The organism is Arthrobacter sp. Soc17.1.1.1 (assembly GCF_036867195.1).
In the GTDB taxonomy this organism is placed as follows: domain Bacteria; phylum Actinomycetota; class Actinomycetes; order Actinomycetales; family Micrococcaceae; genus Arthrobacter_D.
This window is the reverse complement of the sequence record NZ_JBAJII010000001.1, coordinates 2,453,013-2,475,711: the sequence shown is the minus strand read 5'-3', so window position 1 is coordinate 2,475,711 and position 22,699 is coordinate 2,453,013. Positions and strand designations below refer to the sequence as shown.

Here is a 22,699-nt window from a genome sequence, read left to right as displayed (position 1 = left end):
GGACCGGAGGGCTGGCTAGAAGAGGCGGGAGGCGCTGTCGTCCACGCCGCGCATCGCGTCGTAGTCCAGCGTCAGGCAGTCGATGCCCCGGTCGGTGGCGAGGACGCGGGCCTGCGGCTTGATCTGCTGCGCGGCGAACACGCCGCGGACCGGCGCCATGATCGGGTCGCGGTTGAGCAGTTCGAGGTAGCGCGTGAGCTGCTCGACGCCGTCGATGTCGCCGCGCCGCTTCAGCTCGATGGCCACCGTGCGCCCCTGGGCGTCGCGCGCGAGGATGTCCACGGGGCCGATCGCCGTCATGTACTCGCGGCGGATGAGTGTGTACCCGGCTCCGAGGAGCTCGATCTGCTCGGCGAGCAGCCGCTGCAGATCGGCCTCCACGCCGTCCTTCACGAGGCCCGGATCGACGCCGAGGTCGTGGGCGGACTCGTGGAGGTGCTCGCGGATGTTGATGACCAGCCGGTCGTCGGTCTTGGCGTGCTGCACCGTCCACACCTCGGTGATGCCCTCGGCACGGTCGGCGTCGTCGGGCTCGCTCACCCGCAGGGTGGCGGGAGGGCTCATCCAGTTCAGCGGCTTGTAGGAGCCGCCGTCGGAGTGCACCAGGACGGAGCCGTCCGCCTTCACCATGAGCAGACGGGTGGCCAGCGGGAGATGTGCCCTGAGGCGGCCGATGTAATCGACGGAGCAGCGGGCTATGACGAGACGCACGGGGAAGATTCTACCGGGCGCGTGGCCGCCGGCTGCCCGGTGCGCGTCCGCGCACCGGCATCGGGCACACTGATGGGGTGCCCCGTTCCAATCGTCCCAACCGCCCCCGCGGGTCCTCGCGGTCCAAGGCGTCCGCACCGCCCGAGCCGGATCTCGAGCGGACGCGGCTGGGGCTGCCGCTGCGGGAGTCGGCGCCCGACGGCGAGTGGTCGGTGCGCCGCATCACCGAGCGGAACGCGGCCAAGACCTACACCTGCCCGGGGTGCAACTCCTTCATCCTGCCCGGGATCGCGCACCTGGTGGTGTGGCGGGAGGACTCGCTGTTCGGTGCCGAGACGGCCCTCGCGGACCGCAGGCACTGGCACGTGCGGTGCTGGCAGACGCGGAGCTTCCGCTACTGACACCCGCTACTGACGCCCGTCCCGCCGGGACGGCGACGGCCGGCCGCCCGTCCTAGACTGGGAGGATGCCCAGCGACCCGTACACCTTCATGCCCAGCGACGAGGCGATCGAGATCCGCGCGGCGACGGTGCTCCCCGCCGACCGGCGCGACATCGAGCTGCACACCGCCGACGGCCTGACGCTCGTGGGCGAGTTCGCCGCCCCCGCCGGCGGCCGTGCGCCGAGGGCCACGCTCGTGACCCTCCACCCCCTGCCCACGCACGGCGGTTTCATGGACTCGCACGTGTACCGGAAGGCGTCCTTCCGGCTGCCCGCCCTGGCCGACATCGCCGTCCTGCGGTTCAACACGCGCGGGACCTGCTCGCCGCGCGGCTGCAGCGAGGGCGCGTTCGACGGCGGCGACGGCGAGCGGCTGGACCTCCAGGCCGCCGTCGAGTGGGCCGTGGCGCAGGGGCTCGAGCACATCTGGCTCGTGGGCTGGTCCTTCGGGACCGAGCTGTGCCTCAAGTACGGCGCCCAGGACCCGGTGGCGGAGCTGATCGAGGGCGCCATCCTGCTGTCACCGCCGCTGCACCGCGCCGTCGACGCCGACCTCGACGCGTGGGGGGCCAGCGGGCTGCCCCTGAAGGTGCTCGTCCCCGAGTTCGACGACTACCTGGTCCCCGAGGACGCGGAGCGCCGGTTCGCCCGCGTGCCCCAGGCGGACGTGACCGGCGTGGACGGCGCGAAGCACCTGTGGGTGGGGGAGAAGTACGCGGCACGCGCGCTCAACGAGATCGTCGGCGTCGTGCGCCCGGACCTCGAGCTCCCCCTGCCCGCCCGGTGGACGGGACCGTCCGCCGTCGCGCCCTCGGCACCGGCGGGCGGCTGACGGCTACTGGCTGTCCTGCCGGGCGATGAACACTTCCTTGAGGAGCAGCATCACGGCCGCCGCCGTCGGGATGGCGATCAGCGCGCCGAGGACGCCGAGGAGGCTGCCGCCGGCGATGACGGCGATCACCGCGACCGCGCCGGGGACCGCGACGGCGCGCTGCATGATGCGCGGCGAGATGAAGTACGCCTCGAACTGGAGGTACGCCACGTAGGGGATGGCGAACAGGAGCGCTGTGTGCCAGCCGACCGTCAGGGCGATGAGGCTGACGATCACCGCGGCGATGGTGCCGCCCACCAGCGGGATGAACGCCAGCAGCGCGACGACGAACGCCAGCAGCACGGAGAACGGGACATCGGCGATCGACATCACGATGAACGCGAACGTGCCATTCAGGAGGGCCACGCAGGCCTGGCCGATCACGTACATGCCGACGCTGCGGGTGATCTCCTCGGAGAGGACCTCCACGCGGGGCCTGCGCGAGCGGGGCGCGAGCCGGTACGCCCACTTCTTGATGGACGGCAGGGACGCGAGGAAGTAGAGCGCGAGGACCAGGATCACCAGGGAGCCGAACAGGCCGTTGATGATCACCGTGCCGACGCCGAGGACCCCGCCGAAGATCCCGCCCACGGCCTCGCTGTTGGCGAAGAACTTGTCGATCTCCGAGACCACGCGGTCGCGGACCTGGAACTGCTGGTCGAGCGTCGTGAAGAACTCCGAGTTCAGGAAGTCGTCGGCGTACCCCGGGGCGCGCTCCACGATCTGGGAGGTCTGGCTCACGATCGTCGGGATGAGCAGGGCGAAGAACCCGGCCACGATGCCCACGAGCACGGACAGGGCCACCGCGATGCCCGCCGGGCGCGGCACGCCCTTCGTCTCGAGCCACCGGACGATCGGATCGAGCCCGAGGGCGATGAAGAGGGCCGCCCCGATCCACACCAGGAGCTGGCCCACGTTGGTGATGATGAAGAACGCCAGCAGTGCGAGCCCCACGCCGACGCTCATCATGAAGCCGAAGTGGATGGGGTGCGTCCTCATGCTGCGGCGGTCGGGGCCGCTGAACTTCAGGCGCTCGTCGGCGAGCGACACGTCGGGGTCGACGGCGACGCCCACGGGTTCGCGTTCCGGCGGGAACTCGAAGCGGGGCCGCGGCTGCGCCGCCGGGAGGGACTTCCGGGCGAGCGAGAAGAGGGAGCGCATGGTCGACGGCGGAGGCGTGCCGTCGCCCGGTGCAGCTGCGGGCTGCGTGTCCTCGACGGTCCCGGGCGGCTCGGGCCGCGGGAGCGGCTGGTCGAGCGGGACTTCCTGGTGGTCTGTCAACGAGGAGCTCAGCTTTCGAAAGGTGCGGTGCGTGTCCGGCGGGTGGGTCGACTAGCGAAACCCTAACAGCCGGGCACCGCCGAGGACGGTCTTGACGGGCCGCCCCCGGGACGGGGCTGCGGAGGAACTTCGTTACCATTGGGTGACTATTCCTGATGGCCCGGCGCCGCGTGCGCCGGGCCATCGGAGCGGAAGGGGCCGGGAGGTCCGCCGCAACGGACGACGATAGGCAACCAGTGCGCGGAAAGACAGCAGTACCGATCATCGTGGCAGGGCTCCTGCTGATGCTTCTCGGCATCGGCCAGCGGACCCTCTGGGCGCCCGCGGAGACGGTCACCGCGAGCGTCGCCCAGGGTGCCGGGACGGCGCCGGTCACCGTGATCGAGCCCGGAGCCCGCGGCGACGCCGACGGGTCGGTCGAGGTCACCGTCGAGGCGGACGGTCCCTTCACCCTCGCGATCGGTCGCGCGTCCGACGTCGAGGCGTGGGTGGGCGATGCCGCGCACCTCGCCGTCAAGGGCGTGGCCGACGAGACGCTGTCCTCCGAGTTCACCGACGGCGAGGACTCCGTCCCCGATCCGAGCGGCAGCGACCTCTGGATCAGCGAGGAGCCCGGCGACGGATCGCTGACCTACCGGTGGAGCGAGCCCGTGGAGGGCGACTGGTCCATCCTGCTCGCCGCCGACGGGACGGCGCCCGCTCCCACCCAGGTCTCCGTCACGCGCCCCAACGACCAGTCCACACCGTTCGCCCTGCCGCTCATCATCGGCGGAGCGCTCGTCGTCGTGCTCGGCATCGCGCTCCTCTTCGTCCCGCCGCGCGACCGTCGGGGCTCACAGGCCGACGCGGCCGAGGGCACCCGGGCGCATGCCCGCCGGCACGCCCGGGCCGGCGGGTCGGCGGTCCCGTCGATCGCCGCTCCCGCGCCCGTCCTCGTCCTCACGGGCCTCGTGGCGGGCGGGTCCCTGCTGGGGATCGCCCCCGGGATGGCGACGACGACGCCGTCCCCTGCGGCCACCGCGACGCCGTCCTCCGCGGCCACCGCGACGCCGTCCCCTGCGGCCACCGCGACGCCGTCCTCCGCGGCCACCGCGACGCCGTCCTCCGCGGCCACCGCGACGCCGGACGCGTCGTCGTCCGCCGCTCCCGGTGCGCCGTCCGCGGGCAGCGAGGCCAGCGGCCCGCCCGTGGTCCTCGCCGGCCAGCTCGAGCGGATCCTCGCGTCCGTCGCCTCGACCGTCGCCGACGCCGACGCCGCCTCCGACGCCCGGCGCCTGGCCCCGCGCGTCGACGGCGCCGCGCTCGACCTGCGGACCGGGTCCTACGCCGTCCGCGCGAAGGACGCACAGGCCGCCGCCCCCGTGCCGGTCGCGGCGGAGCCCGTGCTGCTGGACATGATCCCCACCGACGCCGAATGGCCCCGGACGGTCGTGGCCCTCACGCAGAGCGACGACAACCCGGTGCCGCAGGCCCTCCTGCTGGTGCAGGAGACCCCGCGCGAGAACTACAAGCTGACCTCCGCGGTCCAGATGCTGCCCGGCAGCACCTTCCCCTCCCCGCCGGCGCCCGGCGCATCGGCTCCCGTCCCGCTCGACGACGCCGGGACGCTCGCGAAGGCACCCCAGGACGCCGTCGCGTCGATCGCCGACTTCCTCACCACGCCGGCCGGCACCAACGCCGCGACCTTCGAGGAGAACTCCTTCTCCGAGGCCATCACCGAGTTCCAGGCCGGCGTCGTCGCCGACCCGGGCAACAAGGCGGCCACCATCACCTTCACCCACCAGGCCCAGGGCGACCGCACGCAGGCCCTGCCGACGGGCGACGGCGGCGCGATGGTGTTCGGGTACATCACCCACACCTACTCGAGCGTCCCGAAGGGTGCCGGGGACACCATCGACCTCAAGGGCACGGTGTACCAGTCGCTGACCGGCAGTGACGCCAGCGACAAGGGAATCGACGTCAACTACGGCGAAGCCGTGATGCTGTACGTCCCCCCGGCCGGCAGCGACGATAGGATCCGGGTGACCGGCGCAGCGCAGCAGCTGCTGTCGGCGAAGCTCCGCTGACCCGGAACACACGAGCATCCCTCCCAGGCAGCCAGAGAAAGGCAGAGCATTGTCCACACCACCACAGCGGGGCGGCATGCCGCCGTCCGCCATGAACCTGCGGGGAGCGGTGGACCTGTCCGCGCTCAAGGCGCGGGCCGACGCCGCCGCCCGCCCCGCCGCGACGCGCCAGCCCTCGGCAGGGCCGAGCCCGTACGTCGTCGAGGTGACCGAGCAGACGTTCCCGCAGCTGGTGCAGCTCTCCACCCAGGTGCCCGTGGTCGTGAACCTCCGCGCCACCTGGAGCGAGCAGTCGAACCAGGTGACCGCTGTCCTCGAGGCGGCGGCGGTGGAGTTCGACGGACGCATCCTGCTCGCCAACGTCGATCTGGAGGCCCAGCCGCAGATCGCCCTGGCGTTCCAGGCCCAGGGCGCGCCGACCGTCGTCGCCGTGGTCAAGGGCCAGCCGGTCCCGCTGTTCGAGGGCGCCGTGCCCGATCCCCAGATCCGCGCGTACCTCGACGAACTCCTGAAGGTCGCGGAGGCCAACGGTGTGACGGGCACGCTCAACGACGGCGCCGGACCCGGCCCGGCCGCGCCCGAGGAGCCGCCGCTGCCGCCCCTGCACCAGGAGGCGTTCGACGCCATCGAGGCCGGGGACTACCCGGCCGCGGCCGCCGCCTACCGCCGCGCGCTGGCGGAGCAGCCCGCCGACGCGGACGCCAAGGCCGGGCTCGCGCAGGTCGAGCTCATGCAGCGGGTGCAGGACGCGGATGCCGCCGCCGTCCGGCAGCGCGGCGCCGACGAGCCGGACACCGTCGACGCGCAGCTCGCCGTCGCCGACCTCGATCTCACGGGCGGCCACGTGGAGGACGCCTTCAACCGCGTCGTCGCCTTCATCGGACGGACCTCGGGCGAGGACAGGGAAGCGGCGCGCAAGCGCCTGCTGGAGCTGTTCGACGTCGTCGGCGTCGCCGATCCGCGCGTCGCGAAGGCCCGCAGCGCGCTCGCGCGCGCCCTCTTCTAGCAGGCCCGCACCGCTTCCGGCAGGGCACCCGCCGCCGGTCACGGTGTTCCTCCCCCCACGCACCCCGTACGACTCCCAGAGGATGGCATGACTCCCGCAGCTCCCGCCGGTACGCCCGGCCTGTTCGACCCGATCGCGCTCCGTTCCCTGGACCTGCCCCACCGGGGCTGGGTCGCGGCGATGTGCCAGTACTCGTGCGATCCGGCCACGGCTCCCGGCGTGCCCACGGACTGGCACCTCGTGCACCTCGGGCAGTTCGCCACCGGGGGCGCCGCGCTCATCATCACGGAGGCCGCCGCGGTGAGTCCGGAGGGCATGATCAGCCCCCGCGACGCCGGTATCTACACGCAGGAGCAGGCGGACGCCTGGCGCCGCATCAACGACTTCGTCCACGAGCACAGTGCGGTCGGGACGAAGACCGCGGTGCAGCTGGCGCACGCCGGGCGGAAGGCCTCCACGTACTGGCCCTTCAGCGGGAAGCAGGATTCCGTCCCGGAGTCCGAGGGCGGCTGGCAGACCGTCGGCCCCACCGACGAGGCCTTCGGCCGGTACGCTGCGCCCCGGGCCATGACCGAGGAGGACATCCGGAAGGTCATCCGCGACTTCGGTGCTGCCGCAGCCCTCGCCGTCGACGCCGGCTTCGACACCATGGAGATCCACGCCGCCCACGGGTACCTGCTGCACCAGTTCCTCTCCCCGCTGGTCAACACCCGCACGGACGGCTGGGGCGGCTCCGAGGAGGCCCGCTTCCGGCTGACGCTCGAGGTGATCCGCGAGGTCCGGCGCGTCATCCCCGACACCATGCCGCTGCTGCTGCGCATCTCCGCGTCCGACTGGACCGAGGGCGGGATCGACGGCGCCGTGTCGGCACGGCTCGCCAAGCGTGCCGCGGAGGAGGGTGTCGACTTCGTGGACGTGTCGTCCGGCGGAGCCGTCCCCAGGGCGTCCATCCCTGTCGGCCCCGGCTATCAGGTGGCCCTCGCCGAGGAGGTGCGGACCTCCGGCGTGCCGACCGGCGCCGTCGGCCTCATCAGCGACCCGCGCCAGGCCGACGACGTCATCCGCGAGGAGCGGGCCGACGTCGTCCTCATCGCCCGGGCCGCCCTGCGCGACCCGCACTGGTGGATGCGCGCCGCGGGCGAGCTCGGCCACGACCTCGTCCCCGCACCCCAGTACGAGCGGGCAGGCGGCTTCTGACCTGCATCTTCTCCTCCTTTGGGATGACGAGGAGCTCGAGCGCGCGTTGCTAGCGTGACAGCATGAGTTCCCTCGTGCCACCGCCGACCGATGAGAACAATCCGCAGGCCAGGGCCGGTACGGCCGCGCTGAGCATCCGCGGTCTCGCCAAGCGTTTCGGGGAGAAGATCGCCGTGAACGGCGTGACGCTCGAGGTCCCGCCGGGCTCCTTCTACGGTCTCGTGGGACCGAACGGCGCCGGCAAGACCACCACGCTCTCCATGGCCACGGGCCTGCTCCGCCCCGACTACGGCCAGGCGCTCGTGCACGGCGTCGATGTCTGGGCGCAGCCGCTCGAGGCGAAGAAGCTCATGGGCATCCTGCCCGACGGCGTCAGGCTGTTCGACCGGCTCACCGGCGAGCAGCTCGTCACCTATGCGGGACTGCTGCGCGGCATGGACCGCGAGACCGTGCTGGAGCGCACCGGCGACCTGCTGCGCGCCCTCGACCTCGCGAACGACGCCGGGACGCTCGTGGTCGACTACTCGGCGGGCATGACGAAGAAGATCGCGCTCGCCTCGGCCCTGATCCACGCACCGAAGCTCCTCGTCCTCGACGAACCGTTCGAGTCCGTCGACCCGGTCTCGGCCGCGAACATCCGTGACATCTTGACGGGCTATGTGCGCTCCGGCGGCTCGGTCATCGTGTCCAGCCACGTGATGGACCTCGTGCAGCGCATGTGCGACCACGTCGCCGTCATCGCGGCGGGCACCGTCCTCGCCGCGGGGACCGTCGACGAGGTCCGGGGCGACGCGACCCTCGAGGACCGCTTCGTCGAGCTCGTCGGCGGCCGCAGCACATCGGAAGGGCTGTCGTGGTTGCGGACCTCCTGAGACTCAAGCTCCTCCTGCTGCGGAACTCGCTCAAGCGCAGCACCGGGCAGCTCATCGGCGTGATCCTCGGCGGTCTGTACGGGCTGGGACTGCTGGTCCTGCTCATGATCGGCCTGGTGCTGCTCGGCACCGCTGAGCTCGAGGTCATCAGGACCGTCCTCGTGATCGGCGGTTCGGCGGCCGTGCTCGGCTGGATCATCATCCCCATCGCGGCGACCGGCATCGACATGACCCTCGACCCCGCGCGGTTCGTGACCTTCGCGATCCCGATGCGCCAGCTGCTCGCCGGTCTCGTGCTCGGCGGTCTCGTGGGCATCCCGGGGGTGGTCACCCTGATCGCCACGCTGACGCAGGTGATCACGTGGATCCGCTACCCGGCGGCCGCCCTGACGGCCCTCGTCTGCGGTCTGGTCGCCGTCCTGCTGTGCGTCGTGGCCTCGCGGCTCGTGACGACGGCGGTGTCCTCGATGACGGGCTCGCGACGCTTCAAGGACGTCAACGGCATCGTCGCCTTCATCCCCCTGATCTTCCTCGGCCCGATCATCGGGGGAGTCACGGCAGGGTTCCAGAGCTCGCCGGGCTTCGCAGTGACCCTCGCCGACGTCCTCGCCTGGACTCCGCTCGGTGCGCTGTGGGCGGCACCGGCGGACGTCGCGGCGGGATACTTCGGTCCGGCGATCCTGAAGTTCCTGATCGGGACGGCCACGCTGGTGCTGTTCCTCGTGCTCTGGAGCCGCAGCCTCACGCACGCCCTGGTCACGCCTCCCTACAACGCCGTCACGAAGAGGGCGGGCGGGAACCTCGGCTGGTTCTCCCGGTTCCCGGCGACCCCCACGGGCGCCATCGCGGCGAGGGCGCTGACCTACTGGCTCCGCGACCCGCGGTATTCCGCGTCCCTCGTGGTGATCCCGTTCCTCGCGGTGCTGCTCTACTTCTCGGGTGGAGGATCGGGCACGGCGTTCGCCTTCCTCGGTCCACTCACCGCATTTCTACTCGCGTGGTCCATCTCGGCCGACATCTCCTACGACAACACCGCCTTCAGCCTGCACGTCTCCACCGGTGTCAGAGGCTACGACGACCGTCTCGGCCGGGCCGTCGCCCTGATGGTCTTCTCCCTACCGGTCACCCTCGTCTTCACGGTGGTGCCGTTGCTCGTCACGGGCCGGACCGAGGATCTGCCCGTGATGCTGGGTCTGTCGCTCGGCCTGCTGCTGACCGGCGCGGGCCTGTCGAGCGTCGTATCGGCGCGCTACACCTACAACGTCCCGCTGCCCGGCGAGAGCGCCTTCAAGACGCCGCCGGGGACGAACTTCACCATGTTCGCCGTCCAGTTCATCGGATGGTTCGTGATGCTGTTGCTGGCGCTGCCCGAGATCGTCCTCACGATCCTCTACTTCGTGACCGGTGACGCCCTGTTCGGCTGGCTGACCGTCGTGGTCGGGCTGGTGCTCGGCAGTGTGCTGTTCGTGGTCGGTATCAGGACGGGTGGCCGGTGGTACGACCGCAGGGCTCCCGAGCTTCTCCTGGCGGTCTCCGCCAACCGCTGACCCCTGGAGGTCGGGTTCGAGCCGGCCCTGGTGGGCCATTGGAGATCGTTCATCGGCGCATACCTGCGCTGCGCTCCGTGACCGTCCGGAAGCCAGGCCGAGGGTGGGCGCCGGGGGCTCCTGCCGGATTTCGGGTCGTATGGCCGAATTCGCCTGTGCATAACCTGTAGCGCGCGGGGCTCATCGGGCTATGCTGAGGGCCATTCCGGTCCCCGGACGCTTGTGATGGGGGAGTTGCATGTTCCTGGTGCGTGCAGATGCTCATGGCCGCCGCCGTCGAGGGGTACCGCCCCTCCTGGCCGGTGCGGCGGTCGCGGTGCTGCTCCTGAGCGGATGCCAGGGCGATCCGGATCCGTCCGTCCAGCCGAGTTCCGACCCTTCGTCGTCCTCCTCGACGGCGCCTTCGGGTTCTGCCGCTCCATCCGTGTCGGCTTCCGCCGGCCCCGAGCCGTCGCCTGCGTCGTCGGCCGGTCCGGCGGCGAACATCCCGGTGCCGGTGAAGCCTGCACTGGCGGACGAGAACTCGGCCAAGGGGCTCGAAGCGTTCACTAAGTACTGGTTCGAGCTGTTCTCCTACGGCTACGAGACCAACGACTGGGCGCCGTTCGAGGCAGTAACGGACCCTCGATGTGAGACATGTTCCAATGCAGTCAGCGCGGTCAAAGGCGTCTACGCGAATGGCGGATGGGTTTCTGGAGCCAATTCGGACGTCACAACGTTCACCACCGATTTCCTGACGAACACAGAGGGATCAATTGGTTCTTATGTAGAAGTTGTTCAAGGGGCCTCAAAAACCTACTCGTCCTCTGGCGAGGTCGAAGCCGATGCGCCAGAAGGGGATCCCAATTTCAATGCTATCTTCTCAGCTCACTTAGAAGGCCGTTGGGTGATGCTTGATTTCGGTGCGCCTGAGGGGACAGGGTAATGAAGTCCCTATTGGTCCGCATCATTCTAATCATTCCCATTTTCTTATTCTGCACTCCTTTAGCGACGGCGTTGGGTGATGGCAACGACATCCGATTCGACGGCGACACAGCGACTGCAAAGGTTCGAGATACCAGTTCCTTCGGCAAGAATGCACTAGGAGGCAGACCCGACGCTCAACGAGGCAGTGGGGCAAAAGAGGTGCCGGCAATGTTGCCCGTGAACGATGGCATCGAGTACACCTACGTCCGTGCCTGCACAGCCGGAGTCGGTGAGGCACTCGACCCAGCGACCTGCCCGAGGATGAACGCCCAGTGCGCTGCCCAGGAGGGTGGCATCTTGGTGAACTGGATCGAGGTGAACAACAACACGCAGCCGGCAACGCGGACGCCGACAGGCCGGACCTCGTGTATGTACCCAGGCGAGCCGCCCCAACCACCGGTGGAGGGCGCGGCAGTGCCGGAGCAAGCGCCCATCGTCATCAGCCTTGAAGAGTTCCAGAAGCAGCCGGTGCTGGCCGCGACGATCCTGTCACAGCCCTCGAACTTCGGGCTACGGAACGCCCACTCGAATATCTATGCGCAGGCTCAGGAGCAGGAATTCACGTTCGACTTCCAGGACGCCTCGATCGTGCTCAAAGCCCGGCCGGTGTCCTACCGATGGGCCTACGGTGACGGCTCCAGCATGACGACCACCACGCCCGGCGGCCCTGTCATCGAGAACGCTTTCAACACTCCCACGACGACGAGCCATCAGTACGCTCAGACCGGGGACTTCCAGGTCACCGTGACCACGTTCTTCGCCGGGGACTATTCAGTGGACGGCGGACCGTTCCAGCCGGTCGCCGGAGAAGCTGCGGTCGTCTCCGCGCCGCATCTCATGAGTATCTGGCGAACGCAGTCCCACCAAGTGAGTCAGGACTGCCTGGAGAACCCGACCGGCATCGGCTGCCAGCCACCCACGCGCTGACTGCCCTCATGCATTGATCGCAGCCGCTGGCCGAGTGCAGCCCGTCGATGATCAGCCGAGTGCCACCCCTCTACGAGCCCTGCCGTGCGACCAAGCCCCTCCCTTCCGCGCTCCGGAGGGCGAGCGGTCAGAAGGGTGGTGGGTCGGGAGTGGTGGTGTAGGTGCGGCCGGTGGGGGAGATCGCAGTGAGGGTGCCGACGGGATCGCCGGGGGCGTGTTGTGTGTAGTGCCAGATGCCCTGGGTTTTGAGCATGTGGTGGGTGCGGCAGAGGTGGGCGAGGTTGTCGTGGTCGGTGGGCCCGTGGTGGGACCAGGGCACAGTGTGGTCGAGGTCGCAGCGGGAGGCAGGGGTGGTGCAGCCGGGGTGGCGGCAGGTCTGGTCGCGCACGCGCAGCCATTGTTTGAGGTCGGCCGGGACCGTGTAGGTGGTGCGGCCGACACTGAGCACGGCCCCCGTTTCAGGGTGCGTGAGGAGTCGGGTGAAAGAGGGGGCGTGGGCGGCGAGGCGGCGGGCGGTGTCGGCTGGGATGGGCCCATAGCCTTCGAGGTCGGCGGGGGTGTCGTCAAGACCGAGGAGGGTCAATACGGGCACGGTGACGTTGACGTGAGCCCGGATCCTCGGCTCCACCATCCCACCGGCACCGCCGACACCGCCGACACCGCCGGCACCGCCGGCACCGCCGGCACCGCCGGCACCGCCGACACCGCCGGCACCCGGCTGCGTACCGGACAGAAGCCCGAACCCGCAGCGGCAACCGCCGCATGCATCCTTGCTCCGGCGAGCACCGGAGGGCTCTGCGGCGTACGGCCCGACACCAGCGCTGACGGGTGTGCTGTGGCTGGTGCCGGCACTACGAGGTGCGGCTGTCGGGTTCTCCGCACCCGGACAGAGGCGCGCGGGGCAGGCGGGGGTCAGGAGGAGATCGGTGAGGATGTCGGTGCGTAGGTGGGGCAGGGTGCGGGTCTCGGTAGGGCTCTGCAGGGCGCGGGCGGTGGTGGTCAGCCGGGTGTCGATGGCGGTGGCGTCGGTGGCTGGCAGGTAGATGTGCAGCCAGGCCATGGCGTCGTGATCGGGTTCGAGGTCCACCCGGCGTCGCGCGGCGGCGGTGGTGGCGCGGGCGTGGAGGGGCTCGGGGTGCAGGCGGGCGCGCAGGGTACGGGCTTTGACCGCGGTCCGGGCGGCGGTGGTGTCCGCGGCGATGGGTAGGAGGTGTTCTTCGAGCTGGGCAGCGGCCTGCGGGGGCAGGTCGGAGCATTCGTGGACCAGGGTCGTTGCGTGGGTCCAGGAGATGGTCCCGGCGTGCAGTGCCGCGAGGGTTCTGGGCTGGTGTTTGACCAGGACCGCGGCGTGCTGGACGAGGCGATGGGCGGTGCGTTGGGGGATCCGCAGCAGGCACGCGACCTCGGCGGCGGCGGCCGTGTCGGCGAGATTCGTCCGCCGCCGCACGCCCGCCTCGTTGCCGGAGAGTGAGCCGGGCCGGACGCCGGGGGTTCGGCCATTCTGGTAGTCGAAGAATTCGTCCTCGAGGAGTTTCCGCAGCTCCTCGGTGGCCACCGCCATCTCGGCGTCGATACGGGCTTTCTGCGCGGCGAGGGACAGGATACGAGCGTCGATCCGCTCGCATTCTTCCCGGTATTCCGCGTTCGTCCTCATACCCATTATTCTCCCGCCTGCCACTGACAGGATCAGGGCTCTCCATAACGTCGTTCGACTATGTGGATAACCTGCCGAGCAGCGAATCGAGGGACAAAGAGATGAACAATTGGTCGGTAAACGGTGGCCCTCTTGATCCGGTGAACTCAGCAGCGAGATCATTCGCCCACCCCCTGTGACGCAGACGCCCGGGCGATAGACTGGAGCCATGACTATGCCCGCAGATCCCTTCGCAAACGATCCCCTCGATGCCGGCACCGGGGGCTCCACGGCGACCATCGAGCGTGAGGAACTCCGCCAGGAGGTGGAGCCCGGTGACGCCGAGCGCTTCGCCCACTACGTCCGCAAGGAGAAGATCATGGAGTCGGCCTTCACCGGCGAACCCGTGATCGCACTCTGCGGCAAGGTGTGGACTCCCGGCCGGGACCCCGAGAAGTTCCCCGTCTGCCCCGAGTGCAAGGAGATCTACAACGGTCTCCGCCCGGGCAACGACAAGCCCAAGGACTGACGGCAGGCCCGCTGACGGCACGTTCGGCCGACGGTAGATCCGACGGTAGATCCGACCGACGGCAGGCCCTGTAGGCATATGTCCGACCGACGGGCGCCGGCTTCACCGGGATACCGGGATACGGGGATGCCTTCAGCCCGGCGTACGCCGAGCCGGGCCGACGCCGGATCGACAGCACGTGCGAAGCGGAGGAACACGCGCCCGTCCACTCCGTGCACATCGCTCGGGTTCGACGACTGCCGACACGGGTGTACGCGTGTTGTCGCATGCCGGCTTCTGCCACGCCCGTGCCGGATCCCATGAACACCGGCTGATCAAGCAGTCCGGAACACCGTGCGCCGCCACGCGCGAGACGCACCAGAACCACACGCGAGACGCACCAGAATCACGCGATACAGAGCAGGACTGCGCGAGACGCACCAGAATCACGCGCGAGACGCACCAGTACCACGCGCGAGACACAGCAGAAACGCGCGCGAGACGCACCAGAACCACGCCCGATACCCAGCAGAACACAGGTGACATGAGCAAGACCTCCGACAGGGCAGGGACCGCGACAGCCGGCGCGATGTCGCCCGAGCTGCGCCCACTCACGATCGGCATCCTCGCCATCATCACCTGCGCGGCCTTCGAGGCGATGGCCGTCATCACCGCCATGCCCTCGGTGGCGAAGGAACTCTCCGGCGAGTCGAGCTATGGTCTGGCGTTCTCCATGTACCTGACGGCATCGCTGCTCGGGACCGTCGTCGCCGGTTCCTGGTGCGACCGCAAGGGACCCCGCCCGGCCCTCGCCGTCGGGCTGGCCCTCATGATCCTCGGACTCCTCCTGGCGGGGGCGGCCCCGGATTTCTGGCTCGTCACGGTCGGCCGCGCCGTCTCCGGCCTGGGCGGCGGTTCCATGATCGTGGCGGTGTACGTGGTGATCGGGCGGTCCTTCCCGCTCGCGGCCCAGCCGGTCGTGTTCGGCTGGCTCGCCGCCGCGTGGGTGCTGCCGGCGTTGATCGGACCCGTGGTCGCCGGCTTCGTGACGCAGCACGTCGGCTGGCGCTGGGTGTTCCTCGGAGTCGTGCCCGTGGTGATCGCAGCCGTCCTCATCGTGTGGCCGAAGACGCGGGGACTCGGTCCCATGGCAGCCGCCGAGGCCGGCCCGGCGAAGGGACGCGTCCTCCGCGGGGTCGCCCTGGCCGGCGGTGTCTTCGCCGCGCAGTGGGCCGTGGTCCGGCTCGCCGACACGCAGGACCCCGACGCCGCGACGGTGGCGGTCCTCGTGTCCCTCGCCGTCGTGGGCGTCGTCGTCGCCCTCCTCGTCCTGCCTCCGCTGCTGCCCAAGGGCGCCCTGGTCCTCGCCCGCGGGCTGCCGAGCATCATCGCCACCCGCGGCATCGTGAATGTGGCCTTCTTCGGCACCGAGGCCTTCATCCCCCTGATGCTCGTGAGCTCCAGGGACATCGACCCGGGCACCGCGGGCCTCACGCTGAGCGCCGGGGCGCTCGGCTGGAGCGCGGGGTCCTTCGTGCAGGCGCGCGTCACCTTCAACCGGAAGTGGCTGCTGGTCGCCGGGTCGTCGATCCTCTCCCTCTCTCTCGGCGGATTCGCCCTCGCGACCGCGACGGAAGCCCCGCTGTGGGTGCTCGCCGTGGTGTGGGGAGTGTCCGGATTCGCCATGGGGATGACGCTCTCGAGTACATCGGTGCTGGTGCTGAAACTCTCCGCGCCCACCGAGCAGGGACGCAATTCGGCTGCCCTGCAGATCTCCGACCAGCTCGGCGGCGTGGCCGGGACGGCCGGTGCGGGAGCCCTGTTCGCCCTCCTGCACGACCCCGCGGATCCCGGCCACGTACCGACGTTTGTTGCGATCTGGCTGGCTCTGTGGGTGTTCACGGCAGCGGGTATAGTTTCGGGTCTGAGAGGGGCCAGGTCATCCGATGACGGCCCCGGTCTCCCCAGCAAGTCAATGGAAGGTACTGTCCCGGCGTGAGTAGTGACACCCTGTTCGGTGCCGGCGCAGCCCTGCCCCCCGCATATCCGGAGCGCGCAGCCTGGGGGACCGCCCCCAAGCTGCGCCAGTGGCAGAGCGAAGCGCTGGAGAAGTATTTCCAGGAGTCCCCGAGCGATTTCCTCGCGGTAGCCACCCCCGGAGCAGGCAAGACGACCTTCGCCCTCCGCGTGGCGACCGAGCTCGTCGACCGCGGCGTGGTCAACCGGGTGACGATCGTCGCCCCCACGGACCACCTCAAGCGGCAGTGGGCCGACGCCGCCGCGAAGGTCGGCCTCGCGATCGACCCCAACTTCAAGAACGCGGACGGCCGCCACGGCGGAGCCTTCATCGGCGTCGCCGTGACGTACGCGCAGGTGGCCAGCAAGCCCATGCTGCACCGCGCGAAGACGGAGGCCGCCCGTACCCTCGTGATCCTCGACGAGATCCACCACGGCGGCGACGCACTGTCCTGGGGCGACGGCATCCGGGAGGCCTTCGAACCGGCCGCGCGGCGCCTCGCCCTCACCGGCACGCCCTTCCGGTCGGACACCGCGGCGATCCCGTTCGTCGAGTACGCGGAGGACCGCGACGGCATCCGCCGGTCCCGCGCCGACTACACCTACGGCTACGGCCAGGCCCTCCGTGACCACGTGGTGCGTCCGGTCATGTTCATGGCGTACTCCGGCCAGATGCGCTGGCGCACCAGCGGGGGCGAGGAGATGGCCGCGTCGCTCGGCGAGGCCGCCGTGACCAAGGACATCACCGCGCAGGCCTGGCGGACGGCGCTCAACCCGGCCGGCGAATGGATCCCGGCCGTCCTCGCCGCCGCCGACAAGCGGCTCACCGAGGTGCGGCGGACGGTGCACGACGCCGGCGGGCTCGTCATCGCGACGGACCACGACGACGCGCGAGCCTATGCCGGGCAGCTCAAGCGGATCACGGGGGAGTCCCCGACCGTGATCCTGTCCGACGACGCGAAGGCGTCCTCGAAGATCGAGGAGTTCTCCGCGGGCGAGAAGCGGTGGATGGTCGCCGTGCGCATGGTGTCCGAGGGCGTCGACGTCCCGCGCCTCGCCGTCGGCGTCTACGCCACCTCCACCGCGACCCCGCTGTTCTTCGCCCAGGCCGTCGGACGCTACGTGCGGGCCCGTCGGCGCGGCGAGACGGCGTCGATCTTCCTGCCCTCCGTACCGAACCTCATGGCACTGGCCAACCAGCTCGAGCTCGAACGCGACCACGCCCTCGACCGGCCCGAGAAGGACGACGAGGGCTTCGGCCTCGAGGACGGGCTCATGGAGGCCGCGAACCGCGAGGACAAGGCGTCGGACTCCCTGACCAAGCAGAAGTTCGAGGCGCTGGAATCGCAGGCGTCCTTCGACCGCGTCCTGTTCGACGGCGGCGAGTTCGGCACCGGCGGCGAGATGGGCAGCGAGGAGGAGCTCGACTTCCTCGGCATCCCCGGGCTGCTCGACGCCGACCAGGTGGGCCAGCTGCTGCGCCAGCGCCAGCAGGAGCAGCAGACGCGCCGCAAGGCGAGGCCCGCGGCGGCGCCCGCCGAACCGCTCGTGGTGGACCACCGGCAGCTCACCGAGCTGCGCGGCCAGCTCGCGAAGAACGTCTCGGCCTGGGCCGCCCGCACCGGCATGCCGCACGGCCAGGTGCACACCGAGCTGCGGAAGCAGTGCGGCGGACCCGCCGTCGCCCAGGCCAACGAGGACCAGCTCCAGCGCCGCCTGCAGAAGCTGCAGGACTGGTTCATCGGCAAGAAGTAGGAACGGTACGGACGGTACCGATACGGCGGAGGCCGGGCTGGTTCGACCAGCCCGGCCTCTCTACGTCCGGTGACTAACCCGCCAGCTCGACGCCGGCGGCCTCCAGTTCCTCGAGCGCCTGCTCGGCTTTGTCGTCGTGCACGCCCCGGACGAGATCCACCAGCACCGTGACGCCGTAGCCGGCCTGGATCGCGTCCAGCGCGGTCGCCCGCACGCAGTAGTCGGTGGTGAGGCCCGCGATCACGACGTCGTCCACCTCGTGGTCCTGCAGCCAGTCGTCGAGCGTCATCGGGTCCTCGTCGACCTCTGCAGCGCCGCCGCCGAGCTTCTGGTCGCCCGTGGGGACCTCGTCGTCGGGCGCCTTGACGCCCTCGAAGCCCGAGTACGCGGCCTCGAACTGGCCCTTCCGGAACACGGCGTCGATGCTCTCCGTGTCGAGGTCGCGGTGGAACTCCGAACCCTTCGTGTCCGCGACGCAGTGCACCGGCCACGAGTCCTTGAAGTCGGGCTCCTCGGAGAAGTGGGCGCCGGGGTCGATGTGCCAGTCCTGCGTGGCGACGATGTAGTCGTAGGACGCCGCCTGCCCGTCGATGTGGTCGCTGATGTCGGCCGCGACCTGCGCGCCGCCCCGCACGGCGAGGGACCCGCCCTCGCAGAAGTCGTTCTGCACGTCCACGATGATCAATGCGCGCGTCATGATGCTGCCTCCTCGTACTCGGTGGGGATGACGGGTTCGCCGCGCTGCAGGCGCCGGACGGCCCCCGGGAGCTCGGCGATGGAACGGGTGTGGTGCTTCGCGGCGCGGAGCACGGCCTCCGGGCCGGTCCAGCCGTCGAGGACGACGCCGTCCTTCATGAACTGCTGCACGAGCGGACGGTCGTCGCCGTCGTTGACCGGGCTGATGCCGATGCCGACGACCTCGGCCCGGGCGACGCCGTGTTCGTCGAGCCGCCGCATCGCCTGCTTCAGCCCGCCGACGGACGCCTTGTTCTTCGCCGCCTTCGCCACGGAGATGAAGGTACCGTCGTCGTCCTGCCGGCTCACGAGCTTGTAGACCATGCCCGCGGTCGGGGCGCCGGACCCGGTGACGAGGGACGTGCCGACCCCGTAGGAGTCCACCGGGGCCGAGGCGAGCAGCCCGATGGCGAACTCGTCCAGGTCGGAGGTCACCACGATCTTGGTGGTGTGGTTCCCGAGGTCGTCCAGGAGCTGCCGCACCCAGCGGGCCTGCGCCACGAGGTCGCCGGAGTCCAGGCGCACGGCTCCCAGCTCGGGGCCGGCCACCTCCACGGCCGTGCGGACGCCCTGCTCGACGTCGTACGTGTCCACGAGGAGCGAGGTGCCCCGGCCGAGCGCGGCGACCTGCGCCTCGAACGCCGCCCGCTCGGAATCGTGCAGGAGCGTGAAGGAGTGCGCGGCCGTGCCGACCGTCGGGAGGCCGTACCTCCGGCCCGCCTCCAGGTTCGACGTGCTCGCGAAACCGCCGATGATGGCGGACCGGGCCGCGGCGACGGCGGCCTCCTCGTGGGTGCGGCGCGAACCCATCTCGATGCAGGGCCGCCCGGCGGCAGCACCGGTCATGCGTGACGCCGCGGAGGCGATGGCGCTGTCGTGGTTGAGGATCGAGAGGATGAGCGTCTCGAGGATGCATGCCTCCGCGAAGGTGGACTCGACCGTCAGGATGGGCGAGTTGGGGAAGTACGCCTCACCCTCCGCGTAGCCCGAGATGGAGCCGGTGAAACGGAATCCCGCGAGCCAGGAGAGCGTGGTGTCGTCCACGATGTGGTGGTCGCTGAGGAATGCGAGCTGCGCGTCGTCGAACCGGAACGTGGACAGCGCCTCCAGGAGCCGTCCAGTCCCGGCGACGACGCCGTAGCGCCGGCCGGCCGGGAGGCGGCGGGCGAAGGCCTCGAAGACCGAGCGGCGATGGGCTGCGCCCGAGTGCAGCGAGGCCTGCAGCATGGTGAGCTCGTACTGGTCGGTGAAGAGCGCGCTGTTCGGCGTGTTCGCGGCGGCAGGCGCCGCACCGGCGGCGGGCGGGTCGGTGGTGGGGGCGTTGGTCACCCTTGAAACGATAGCGGGACGCCCGGGGTGTGAGTACCCGGCCAGCAGGCCCGGTGGATGCCACCTAGAATGAGGGGATGACCGTAGGCTTTGCAACCGGCACCGACACCCTGGAAGAGGTGCGGACGGCCGAGAAGACCGACCTGGACCAGCCCTGGGTCGTGGTGGTCTGGAACGACCCCGTGAATCTCATGAGCTACGTGAGCTACGTCTTCCAGACGTACTTCGGGTACAGCGAGGCGAAGGCGCGCACGCTGATGCTCGAGGTCCACGAGCAGGGCCGTTCCGCCGTCGTCTCCGGCAGCCGCGAGAAGGTGGAGCAGGACACCGTCGCACTGCACTCCTACGGACTGTGGGCCACCTTCGAGAAGAGCGGAAGCGAGTAGGCCCGATGGCGAAACCGTTCAAATCGACGCGCCGCGGCATCACCGGCGCGCTGGAGCCGGGTGAGGCGCGCCTCCTCGGCGCCCTGCTCGACGACGTCATCTCGATGCTCGAACCCGAGACGGGCCCGAGCGATGACCCCCTGGCCGCGATCGTCGGCATGTCCGGTGCGGACGCGGAGGCGACGGCTCCCGACGACTCGGCCGTCCGGCGCCTCCTGCCCGACGCCGTGCGCGGGGACGACGACGAGGCGCTCGCCTTCCGGCGCCTCACGGAACGGTCCCTGCGGGAGCAGAAGATCGGCGCCCTGCGCAGCAGCGCCCTGGCGATCGAGTCGAACCCCATCACCCTGGGCGACGAGCAGGCACGCCTCCTCGCCCAGGCGCTCAACGACGTGCGGCTGGTCCTCGCCGACCGCCTTGCCATCGAGACGGAGGAGGACGCCGAACGTCTGCACGACGTCGCGGACTCCAAGGACGTGGACGACGTCGAGTCCTACCTCGCGCTCGTGTACAACTTCATCACGTGGCTCCAGGAGTCACTCGTGCAGGCCATGCTGAAGGCCGCCCGGCTGCAGCGCTGAGGCACGACGGCGCCCGCGTGCGACCCGCGGGCGCGGGGCTGTGACAAAACCCACGGATCGGCGAATAGTTTTCGCAGGCGTCAGGTCATATTCTCGGAGGATCATGAGCCCAGAGCCAGCGAACCCCGACCGCAGCGAAGCGCCCATCGGCATCTTCGACTCCGGAGTCGGGGGACTCACAGTCGCCCGAGCCGTCATCGACCAGCTCCCGCACGAGTCGATCATGTACGTCGGCGACACGGCGAACGGTCCGTACGGGCCGCTCCCCATCGCCCGCGTTCGCGCCCACGCGCTCGGCGTGATGGACGAACTGGTCGACTCCGGCGTGAAGCTCCTCGTCATCGCCTGCAACTCGGCGTCCGCCGCCGTCCTCCGCGACGCCCGCGAGCGCTACACGGCCCGCTACGGCATCCCGGTGATCGAGGTCATCCAGCCGGCCGTGCGCCGGGCTGTGGCAGCCACCCGCTCGGGCCGGATCGGCGTCATCGGCACGAGCGCCACGGTGGGCTCCCGCGCCTACGACGACACCTTCGCCGCCGCCCCCCACCTCGAGCTCACCTCCGTGGCCTGCCCGGCGTTCGTCGAGTTCGTGGAGGCCGGCATCACCGGCGGTCCGGCGCTCCTGAGGACGGCGGAGGAGTACCTCGCACCGCTGAAGGACGCGGACGTGGACACGCTCGTGCTCGGGTGCACCCACTACCCGCTGCTCACCGGTGTCATCTCCTACGTCATGGGCGACGGCGTGACGCTCGTGTCCAGCGCGGAGGAGACCGCCAAGGACGTGTACCGGGCGCTCGTCTCGCACGGCCTGGAGCGGGACACCACGGCGCCCGGCTCGCACCGCTTCATCGCCACGGGGGACGCCGCCGGCTTCGAGGTGCTCGCCCGGCGTTTCCTCGGTCCCGAGGTCCTCAGTGTCCAGCACGTCGACCATGTCGCCGCCCAGTACCCGACCGGCAGCCTCGCGCGGATCACGCCCGAGATGATCGCCGCCGGATTCCCGCCCGCATGAAGCTCACCATCGTGGGCTGCAGCGGGTCCTTCCCCGGCCCGCAGTCCCCGGCGTCCTGCTACCTGCTGAGCGCCGAGTGGGAGGGGCGCACCTGGCGGATCCTCCTCGATCTCGGCAACGGCTCCCTCGGGGCGCTGCAGCGCTACATGGACCTGCGCGAGATCGACGCCGTGTTCCTGTCCCACCTGCACCCCGACCACTGCATGGACCTGTGCGGGCTCCACGTCGCCGTCCACTGGGACCCCTCGGGGTGGGGCCTGCCCCGCATCCCCGTCTGGGGTCCCGCGGCGACCGCGGACCGGATGGCCAGCGCCTACGGACTCGAGCTCGATCCCGGGATGCACGAGGACTTCGACTTCCGGTCGTGGGAGGACCGCTCCGGGGTGTCGGTGGGACCGTTCACCATCACCCCGTATCGCGTGCTGCACCCCATCGAGGAGGCGTACGCGCTGCGCGTCGAGGTGACCGAGGCGGACGGGCAGGGGGGATCCCGCCCCCACGTCCTCACGTACTCGGGGGACACCGACGCGTGCGACGGACTGGTGGACGCGGCCAAGGACGCCGACGTCTTCCTGTGCGAGGCCGCCTTCCACGAGGGACGCGACGACGCCATCACCGGCGTGCACCTCACGGGCAAGCGGGCGGGCGACGTCGCCACGCGCGCGTCCGCCAAGCGGCTGCTGCTGACCCACCTCCCGGTCTGGAACGACGCGAACGTGGCCGTCAGCGAGGCCCGGGAGAGCTACGAGGGGCATCTCGCGGTCGCCGTCGCCGGGGTCTCGTACACGGTGTGATGCCGGGCGGGGCCCGCCGGTCACCGGCGCCCGCCTGATGTCCGGCCTCCCGGCCCCGTCTAGAC

21 protein-coding genes are annotated in these 22,699 nt (G+C 70.4%); 16 read left to right on the top strand and 5 right to left on the bottom strand.

What is annotated here, in order from left to right:
• Positions 1 to 15: 15 nt before the first annotated feature.
• Positions 16 to 711: an endonuclease NucS gene (nucS, locus tag V6S67_RS11500; protein ID WP_334210373.1), complete on the bottom strand. Its 696-nt coding sequence runs from the start codon at positions 709 to 711 to the stop codon at positions 16 to 18.
• A gap of 77 nt (positions 712 to 788) precedes the next feature.
• Here nucS and V6S67_RS11495 point away from each other — a divergent pair, with 77 nt between their 5' ends.
• Together V6S67_RS11495 and V6S67_RS11490 are read left to right on the top strand one after the other, a co-directional pair.
• Positions 789 to 1,112 (top strand): hypothetical protein, encoded by a 324-nt coding sequence (locus V6S67_RS11495; RefSeq protein ID WP_334210372.1) that lies wholly within the window; start codon positions 789 to 791, stop codon positions 1,110 to 1,112.
• Between the two features lie 65 nt (positions 1,113 to 1,177).
• The gene (locus tag V6S67_RS11490; RefSeq protein WP_334210371.1) at positions 1,178 to 1,984 is read left to right on the top strand and encodes an alpha/beta hydrolase; all 807 of its coding nucleotides are present in this window, start codon (positions 1,178 to 1,180) and stop codon (positions 1,982 to 1,984) included.
• A 3-nt stretch (positions 1,985 to 1,987) separates the two neighbouring features.
• Here the strand turns inward: V6S67_RS11490 and V6S67_RS11485 are convergent, their stop codons facing one another.
• Positions 1,988 to 3,304, bottom strand: a complete 1,317-nt coding sequence (locus V6S67_RS11485) for an AI-2E family transporter (protein ID WP_442884781.1) — start codon at positions 3,302 to 3,304, stop codon at positions 1,988 to 1,990.
• A gap of 236 nt (positions 3,305 to 3,540) precedes the next feature.
• Here V6S67_RS11485 and V6S67_RS11480 point away from each other — a divergent pair, with 236 nt between their 5' ends.
• The 7 genes from V6S67_RS11480 to V6S67_RS11450 all read left to right on the top strand — a co-directional run bounded on the left by V6S67_RS11480 (position 3,541) and on the right by V6S67_RS11450 (position 11,885).
• Positions 3,541 to 5,370 (top strand): hypothetical protein, encoded by a 1,830-nt coding sequence (locus V6S67_RS11480; protein ID WP_334210370.1) that lies wholly within the window; start codon positions 3,541 to 3,543, stop codon positions 5,368 to 5,370.
• Positions 5,371 to 5,419: 49 nt separating this feature from the next.
• Positions 5,420 to 6,376: a tetratricopeptide repeat protein gene (locus V6S67_RS11475; protein ID WP_334210369.1), complete on the top strand. Its 957-nt coding sequence runs from the start codon at positions 5,420 to 5,422 to the stop codon at positions 6,374 to 6,376.
• A gap of 87 nt (positions 6,377 to 6,463) precedes the next feature.
• Complete coding sequence (locus V6S67_RS11470) at positions 6,464 to 7,573, top strand: NADH:flavin oxidoreductase/NADH oxidase (RefSeq protein WP_334210368.1); 1,110 nt, start codon at positions 6,464 to 6,466, stop codon at positions 7,571 to 7,573.
• A 62-nt stretch (positions 7,574 to 7,635) separates the two neighbouring features.
• Entirely contained in the window at positions 7,636 to 8,445 is an 810-nt protein-coding gene (locus V6S67_RS11465; protein ID WP_334210367.1) for an ABC transporter ATP-binding protein, read from the top strand.
• Positions 8,427 to 9,992: a transporter gene (locus tag V6S67_RS11460; RefSeq protein ID WP_334210366.1), complete on the top strand. Its 1,566-nt coding sequence runs from the start codon at positions 8,427 to 8,429 to the stop codon at positions 9,990 to 9,992. The genes V6S67_RS11465 and V6S67_RS11460 overlap by 19 nt, the downstream gene beginning before the upstream one ends.
• Before the next feature lie 424 nt (positions 9,993 to 10,416).
• Positions 10,417 to 10,917, top strand: a complete 501-nt coding sequence (locus V6S67_RS11455; protein WP_334210365.1) for a DUF6318 family protein — start codon at positions 10,417 to 10,419, stop codon at positions 10,915 to 10,917.
• Positions 10,917 to 11,885, top strand: a complete 969-nt coding sequence (locus V6S67_RS11450) for a PKD domain-containing protein (protein WP_334210364.1) — start codon at positions 10,917 to 10,919, stop codon at positions 11,883 to 11,885. The genes V6S67_RS11455 and V6S67_RS11450 overlap by 1 nt, the downstream gene beginning before the upstream one ends.
• 127 nt (positions 11,886 to 12,012) lie before the next feature.
• Here the strand turns inward: V6S67_RS11450 and V6S67_RS11445 are convergent, their stop codons facing one another.
• The gene (locus V6S67_RS11445) at positions 12,013 to 13,539 is read right to left on the bottom strand and encodes an HNH endonuclease signature motif containing protein (protein ID WP_334210363.1); all 1,527 of its coding nucleotides are present in this window, start codon (positions 13,537 to 13,539) and stop codon (positions 12,013 to 12,015) included.
• Between the two features lie 208 nt (positions 13,540 to 13,747).
• Between V6S67_RS11445 and V6S67_RS11440 the strand changes: the two genes are divergently transcribed.
• From V6S67_RS11440 to V6S67_RS11430, 3 genes are all read left to right on the top strand, one after another.
• Complete coding sequence (locus V6S67_RS11440) at positions 13,748 to 14,047, top strand: DUF3039 domain-containing protein (protein ID WP_334210362.1); 300 nt, start codon at positions 13,748 to 13,750, stop codon at positions 14,045 to 14,047.
• 523 nt (positions 14,048 to 14,570) lie between these two features.
• Complete coding sequence (locus V6S67_RS11435; protein ID WP_334210361.1) at positions 14,571 to 16,025, top strand: MFS transporter; 1,455 nt, start codon at positions 14,571 to 14,573, stop codon at positions 16,023 to 16,025.
• Positions 16,022 to 17,797: a DEAD/DEAH box helicase gene (locus V6S67_RS11430; RefSeq protein WP_334210360.1), complete on the top strand. Its 1,776-nt coding sequence runs from the start codon at positions 16,022 to 16,024 to the stop codon at positions 17,795 to 17,797. The genes V6S67_RS11435 and V6S67_RS11430 overlap by 4 nt, the downstream gene beginning before the upstream one ends.
• 73 nt (positions 17,798 to 17,870) lie before the next feature.
• On the opposite strand, the gene V6S67_RS11425 is transcribed toward V6S67_RS11430, so the two are convergent.
• Positions 17,871 to 18,494, bottom strand: coding sequence for an isochorismatase family protein (locus V6S67_RS11425; RefSeq protein WP_334210359.1), 624 nt, complete (start codon positions 18,492 to 18,494; stop codon positions 17,871 to 17,873).
• Positions 18,491 to 19,861, bottom strand: coding sequence for a nicotinate phosphoribosyltransferase (locus V6S67_RS11420; RefSeq protein WP_334210358.1), 1,371 nt, complete (start codon positions 19,859 to 19,861; stop codon positions 18,491 to 18,493). The genes V6S67_RS11425 and V6S67_RS11420 overlap by 4 nt, the downstream gene beginning before the upstream one ends.
• Before the next feature lie 77 nt (positions 19,862 to 19,938).
• Here V6S67_RS11420 and clpS point away from each other — a divergent pair, with 77 nt between their 5' ends.
• From clpS to V6S67_RS11400, 4 genes are all read left to right on the top strand, one after another.
• A complete protein-coding gene (gene clpS / locus V6S67_RS11415) occupies positions 19,939 to 20,247 on the top strand; it encodes an ATP-dependent Clp protease adapter ClpS (protein WP_104051287.1) in 309 nt (102 codons plus the stop codon).
• A 5-nt stretch (positions 20,248 to 20,252) separates the two neighbouring features.
• Entirely contained in the window at positions 20,253 to 20,828 is a 576-nt protein-coding gene (locus tag V6S67_RS11410; RefSeq protein ID WP_334210357.1) for a DUF2017 domain-containing protein, read from the top strand.
• Between the two features lie 103 nt (positions 20,829 to 20,931).
• Complete coding sequence (gene murI / locus V6S67_RS11405; RefSeq protein WP_334210356.1) at positions 20,932 to 21,840, top strand: glutamate racemase; 909 nt, start codon at positions 20,932 to 20,934, stop codon at positions 21,838 to 21,840.
• The gene (locus tag V6S67_RS11400) at positions 21,837 to 22,634 is read left to right on the top strand and encodes an MBL fold metallo-hydrolase (RefSeq protein ID WP_334210355.1); all 798 of its coding nucleotides are present in this window, start codon (positions 21,837 to 21,839) and stop codon (positions 22,632 to 22,634) included. Before murI ends, V6S67_RS11400 begins: the two co-directional genes overlap by 4 nt.
• The last annotated feature ends 65 nt before the right edge of the window (positions 22,635 to 22,699 follow it).